This is a genomic window from Aeromonas sp. HMWF016, assembly GCF_963878195.1.
Classification (GTDB): Bacteria; Pseudomonadota; Gammaproteobacteria; order Enterobacterales; family Aeromonadaceae; genus Aeromonas; species Aeromonas lacus.
Window position 1 is genome coordinate 1 of sequence record NZ_CAWNWX010000079.1, and the last position, 5,776, is coordinate 5,776.

The 5,776-nt window shown below is 63.5% G+C and carries 6 protein-coding genes; 3 read left to right on the plus strand and 3 right to left on the minus strand.

Translation table 11 applies throughout. The features are described 5' to 3' along the window. Positions 1–514 (minus strand): anhydro-N-acetylmuramic acid kinase (locus AACS24_RS11495; protein WP_181364158.1); only part of this gene is annotated, 514 nt, incomplete at its 3' end. A gap of 124 nt (positions 515–638) precedes the next feature. Beyond that, positions 639–1,976 carry a peptidoglycan DD-metalloendopeptidase family protein gene (locus tag AACS24_RS11500; protein ID WP_108570758.1) on the minus strand — a complete coding sequence of 446 codons (1,338 nt, stop codon included), beginning with the start codon at positions 1,974–1,976 and terminating at the stop codon, positions 639–641. Positions 1,977–2,085: 109 nt separating this feature from the next. Here AACS24_RS11500 and tyrS point away from each other — a divergent pair, with 109 nt between their 5' ends. Beyond that, positions 2,086–3,285: a tyrosine--tRNA ligase gene (gene tyrS, locus AACS24_RS11505; RefSeq protein WP_024941863.1), complete on the plus strand. Its 1,200-nt coding sequence runs from the start codon at positions 2,086–2,088 to the stop codon at positions 3,283–3,285. A gap of 29 nt (positions 3,286–3,314) precedes the next feature. On the opposite strand, the gene AACS24_RS11510 is transcribed toward tyrS, so the two are convergent. Then, entirely contained in the window at positions 3,315–4,226 is a 912-nt protein-coding gene (locus AACS24_RS11510) for a LysR family transcriptional regulator (protein ID WP_108570759.1), read from the minus strand. Between the two features lie 108 nt (positions 4,227–4,334). On the opposite strand from AACS24_RS11510, the gene budA reads away from it, so the two are divergent. Both budA and AACS24_RS11520 read left to right on the plus strand, forming a co-directional pair. Continuing rightward, positions 4,335–5,129, plus strand: a complete 795-nt coding sequence (budA, locus tag AACS24_RS11515) for an acetolactate decarboxylase (protein WP_033115811.1) — start codon at positions 4,335–4,337, stop codon at positions 5,127–5,129. Between the two features lie 18 nt (positions 5,130–5,147). Further along, the coding region (locus AACS24_RS11520; protein ID WP_258222913.1) for a thiamine pyrophosphate-binding protein at positions 5,148–5,776 on the plus strand (629 nt) is incomplete at its 3' end.

The window sequence follows — 5,776 nt, forward strand, 5'->3', positions numbered from 1 at the left end:
GCACCGAGATATTGGCGATGCCGCCAAGGTTCAGCACCACCCGCAGGGCGCCGGGGCGGGCAAAGAAGGCTTGATGGAAGGCGGGCACCAGCGGCGCTCCCTGACCGCCGAGGGCCATGTCCATGGTGCGAAAGTCGGCGATAACGTCGATGCCGGTCAGCGCCGCCAGCAGGGCCGCGTTGCCGATCTGCAGGGTAAAGCCAAGCTGGGGGCGGTGGCGGATGGTCTGGCCGTGGCTGCCGATGGCGCGAATATCGGCGGGCGTGAGGCCCGTCTTGGCCAGCAGGGCGTGGGTGGCGGCGGCAAATTCGCGCGCCACCAGATTGTCGGCCACCCCCATGCGATCGATCTCGTTGTCACTCGGGGTGCAGAGCTCATGGAGCTCGTGGGCGGTGGGCCAGGGGTGGCTGAGGGCCGCCTCGACCCGCAGTTGATCCCCGTCGATCACCACCAGTACGGCGTCGATGCCGTCCATGCTGGTGCCTGACATCAATCCGATATAGCGTTCAGCCATTGGCTCTCCTCACTCGCTGGTCGGGATAGTCCGCTTCCCGACACCGATGCAACATGGCGCAGAGCCATGCGCAGGCAAAATAAAAAGGGCTGACGGGGCAGCTCCCCCGCCAGCCCTGAAGGCTTTAGTTGCCGCGACTCTCCCGCTTGTTCTGGGCCAGCTGCAGCTCGGGGCTGTCGAGCTTGGCCAGTTGCGGTGTCGCCAGTTTTCTGAAGTTGGCCAGCTCGCGTCCGCTCAGGGACTCCGCCTGCGGCAGGTTGAGGGTGCGCGGGTTCTTGTGTACGCCGCCCACCACGAATTCGTAGTGCAGGTGCGGCCCGGTGACGCGACCGGTGCCACCCAACAGGCCGATAGTCTGCCCCTGCTTGACCCGCTGCCCCTTGTTGACGGTGCGCTTGGAGAGGTGCAGGTACTTGGTCACATAGTTGCCGGCATGCTTGATAAAGACGTAGTTGCCGTTGAACTGGTTGTAACCCGCCGCCACCACGTTGCCGGAGCCCGCCGCCATGATGGGGGTGCCCACCGGCGCCACATAGTCGATGCCGTTGTGGGGGCGGATCTTGCCGGTCACCGGATGGAGGCGGCGCGGGTTGAAGTTGGAGCTGATGTATTTGAAGTTGACCGGCGCGCGCAGGAAGCTCTTGCGCATCGCTTTGCCTTCCGGGGTGTAGTAGTTGCCATCTTCATTGAGCACGGCGCGGTAGGCTGTGCCCTGGTTGACGAACTCGGCGGCCAGAATATCGCCGGAGGCAACCCGCTCGTCATCGCGGAACTTGTCCTCGTAGACTACCCGGAAGCTGTCGCCCGGTTGCAAGTCCTGAGCGAAGTCGATGTCCCAGCCGAAGATGGCGGCCAAGTCCATGATCTGATCCTCGGTCATGCCCGCCTCGACGGCGGAGCTCCAGAAGCTGGAGCGGATCTCCCCCTTGGTCACCTGTTCGCGGGTGTCGAGAGCGATCTTGACGCTGCGGGCGACGAAGGTGTCATCCTTGCGGCTCACCTTGAGCGCCTGTTCGAGGCTGTGGGGATAGTAGAGGCTGTGCAGCTGGCCATCTTCGGTCAGTTTGAAGGTGAGCTCCTGCCCCGGCTGCAACATGCGCAGCGGGTTGCTGTCATCGAGCTGGTCGATCAGGTGCAGATCCGTGGTGCTGAGGCCCAGACGCTGGAAGATCACCCCCATGTTGTCGCCGCGACGCACCTTCACATGTTTGGTGACATAGCTCGGCTTGGGCGGGGTAGCCGGCTGCACCGCATCTGCGGTGATGTCGTCCTGGGGCAGATTGTCGTCGCCGTTCTCTTCCTGTTGCTGTCGCATGGCAATCTCGTTGCCGTTTTCATCGACCCGGGTCGCGACCGCCTGTTCGCTGGGCCAGGCCGCCAGCATCATGATCATGATGCTTAAAATCAGCACCATCTTGCGGTGCCAGTGAGGGAGAGAGTTGAAGGCGTGCCAAATAACCATGAGATGCAGATGAAGTCGGGCAGAATGGACGGATTTTACAGCCTTTCCAATTGGCCCGCCATTCCAGTAATATGTTTGGCCCTGTGGAATCGTGATGGAGAGTCAAAAAATGTCCCAGCTCGAGGTGGCGCTAGCCGAGATCAAGCGCGGAGCGGAAGAAATTCTGGTTGAAGAGGAACTGGTTGCCAAGTTGAAGGAAGGGCGCCCGCTGCGCATCAAGCTGGGCATGGACCCGACGGCCCCCGACATTCACCTGGGTCACACCGTGATCCTCAACAAGCTGAAGACCTTCCAGGATCTGGGCCATGAAGTGATCCTGCTGATCGGTGACTTCACTGCCATGGTGGGTGATCCCTCCGGCAAGAATGCCACCCGTCCGCCGCTCTCCGAAGAGGCGATCAAGCACAACGCCCTCACCTATGCCGAGCAGGCGTTCAAGATCCTCGACCCGGCCAAGACCCGTATCGAGTACAACTCGACCTGGCTGAGCGAGCTGGGTGCGACCGGCATGATCAAGCTGGCGGCCAAGCAGACCGTGGCCCGCATGATGGAGCGTGACGACTTCAAGAAGCGCTACAGCAACGGCCAGTCCATCGCGATTCACGAATTCCTCTATCCGCTGCTGCAAGGCTATGACTCGGTCGCGCTGAAGGCGGACGTTGAGCTGGGCGGTACCGACCAGAAGTTCAACCTGCTGATGGGCCGCGAGCTGCAAAAAGATGCCGGCATGGCGACCCAGTGCGTGCTGATGATGCCGCTGCTGGTGGGTCTGGACGGCGTCAAGAAGATGTCCAAGTCCGCAGGCAACTACATCGGCGTCCACGACGCACCGGGCGAGATGTTCGGCAAGATCATGTCCATCACCGACGATCTGATGTGGAACTACTACGAGCTGCTCTCCTTCCGTCCGCTGGCTGAAATTGAAGAGTTCAAGGCGGGCATCGCTGCCGGCACTCTCAACCCGCGCGACGTGAAGATCTGGCTGGCCAAAGAGATCATCGCCCGTTATCACGACGAAGCGGCGGCCGAAGCGGCCCACGAAGATTTCACCCAGCGCTTCTCCAAGAACGCCATTCCGGACGAGATGCCGGAAGTCGAGCTGGCTCTGGAAGGCGAAGGTCTGGCCATTGCCAACCTGCTGAAAGATGCCGATCTGGTGGCCACCACTTCCGAAGCGCTGCGGATGATCAAGCAGGGCGCGGTCAAGGTTGATGGCGAGAAGCTGGAAGATGGCAAGGCACTCATCGGTGCCGGTACCGCCGTCTATCAGGTTGGCAAGCGCAAGTTTGCCCGCGTGACCGTCAAGTAAACCGCGACCGTCAAGCAAGCCGCAAGGCGTCAAGATTGCCGTAAAAGGCCTCCTTCGGGAGGCCTTTTTTGTATCTGGGCGATAAAGCGGCGCAGCACGGCGCTGCCGGGGTGGGGGCGGGTGGCGAGGCTGATGGCGGTCATCAGGCCGCTGCCGGCGATGGGGTGATAGCTTACCCCGACCGGACGCAACGCCGCCACCGAGCTTGGCACCAGGGTCACGCCAAAGCCCGCCTGCACCATGCCAACGGTGGAGATCACCTGCGGACAGACGGGGCCGAGCTGCGGCTCGAATCCCGCCTCCCGGCAGAGGGCCATGATGCCGTCGTGAAGGCCCGGGCCAATCTCGCGGGGGAACAGGATAAAGCTCTCATCGCGCAGGCTGGCGAGGGCGATGGGGCCGAGCTTGGCCTTGGGGTGGCTGGTGGGCAGGGCGATCAGCAGCGGCTCCTGTTCGACGAGGTGGTGATCTAGCCCCTGACTGCCGCTGCAGGGGAGGCGCAGGATGGCGGCATCGAGCCGGTCGTGGCGCAGCGCCTCCACCAGTGCCGGCATGGTGCCCTCCTGCGGAGTGAGCGCCACCTCGGGGTAGCGTTCCCGATAGTCGTGCAGCAGGGTCAGCACTGCGGGGTGGAGCACGGTAGAGCCGGCAAAGCCGATGCGCAGCGCCCCCTGCTCGCCGCGGGCGATCCGCTTCACCTTCTGTTTGGCAGCATCGGCCAGCGTCAGGATCTGGGTGGCATCCCGATAGAGGCTCGCGCCCGCCTCGGTCAGTTCGACGCCGCGGGTGAGACGGCGCAGCAGCGGGGTGCCGAGGCTCTCCTCCAGCTTGCGGATCTGCTGGCTCAGGGGCGGCTGGGCCATGTTGAGCGCCTCGGCTGCCCGGGTGAAGTTCTGTTTGTCGACGACCGCCATGAAGTAGCGCAGGGTTCGCAGTTCCATATCGAAAGAGTCTCAAAGTCGCGGGATCGGTGTATTGGCGTTGAAATGTGATCCGGGTCACCATTGAATCCGAACGCTAACAGGATTCAGGCCGGAGGTGAAACCCGAATGGAACGTATTGCAACATCTGACAGTGCCGGATGCGCGTGTGCCCTCGAAGTGAGCCAGCAGTTTTCCCGCTGGCGCAGGCAGCACGATGGCGGCGAGATCTATCAAAGCTCGCTGATGAGCGCCCTGCTGGCGGGGGTCTACGAAGGGGAGACCACCATGAGCGAGCTGCTGCGCCACGGCGACTTTGGTCTCGGCACCTTCAACCACCTCGATGGCGAGCTGATCGCCTTCGAGCGCCAGATCCACCAGTTGCGGGCCGATGGCTCGGCCCGACCGGCCCGCGCCGATCAGAAGACCCCCTTTGCGGTGATGACCCACTTTCGCCCCTGTCTGGAGCGCCGTTTCGACCATCCCCTCAGTCGCGACGAAATTCACCAGTGGGTCGACCGGCTGGTGGGCTCCGACAACGTCTTCGTCGCCATGCGCCTCGATGGCCAGTTCGAGTCGGCCAAGGTGCGCACCGTGCCGCGTCAGGAGCCGCCCTATCGCCCCATGCTGGAGGCCATCGAGCAGCAGCCGCTGTTCCGTTTTGCCGCGGTGGCAGGGACTTTGGTGGGCTTTCGCTGCCCGCCGTTTGTGCAGGGGATCAATGTGGCGGGTTTTCACGAGCACATGATCACTGCCGATCGCAGCGGCGGCGGCCATCTGCTCGACTACACCATGGCCCACGGCACCCTGCGTCTCTCCGTGGTGCGTCATCTCAATCTGGCCCTGCCATCGGATCCCGCTTTCCGGCAGGCCGACCTTAACCCCGCCGATCTCGATCGCGCCATTCAGGCCGCGGAAGGCTGATATAGAAGGAGCAATATCATGGAAAACAGACAGTGGAAGTGCGGTGCCGAGCTGGTGGTGCGCCATCTGGAGGCGCAGGGGGTCAAGCAGGTGTTCGGTATTCCCGGCGCCAAGATTGACCGGGTGTTCGATGCGCTGGAGGATTCCCCCATCGAGACCATAGTGGTGCGCCACGAGGCCAACGCCGCCTTTATGGCCGCCGCGGTGGGGCGCCTGACCGGCAAGGCGGGGGTGGCGCTGGTCACCTCGGGCCCCGGTTGCTCCAACCTTATTACCGGGCTGGCGACCGCTACCTCGGAGGGGGACCCCATGGTGGCGCTGGGCGGTGCGGTGCGCCGCGCCGACTGCCTCAAGCTCACCCACCAGAGCATGGATACGGTCAACCTCTGCCGTCCGGTGACCAAGTTCAGCGCTCAGGTCAACAGCGGGGCCGCCCTCTCCGAGGTGATGGCCAACGCCTTTCGTGCCGCCGAGTTTGGTCGTCCCGGTGCCGCCTTTGTCAGCCTGCCGATGGACATCATCAACAAGCCGGTGCAGGGGGAGGTACTGGTGCCGCGCGAGATGCCGGAGCCCGGCGCCGCCGACGAACCGAGCCTGACCCAGGCGCTCGAGCTCATTCGCGAGGCGGACAATCCGGTGGTGCTGCT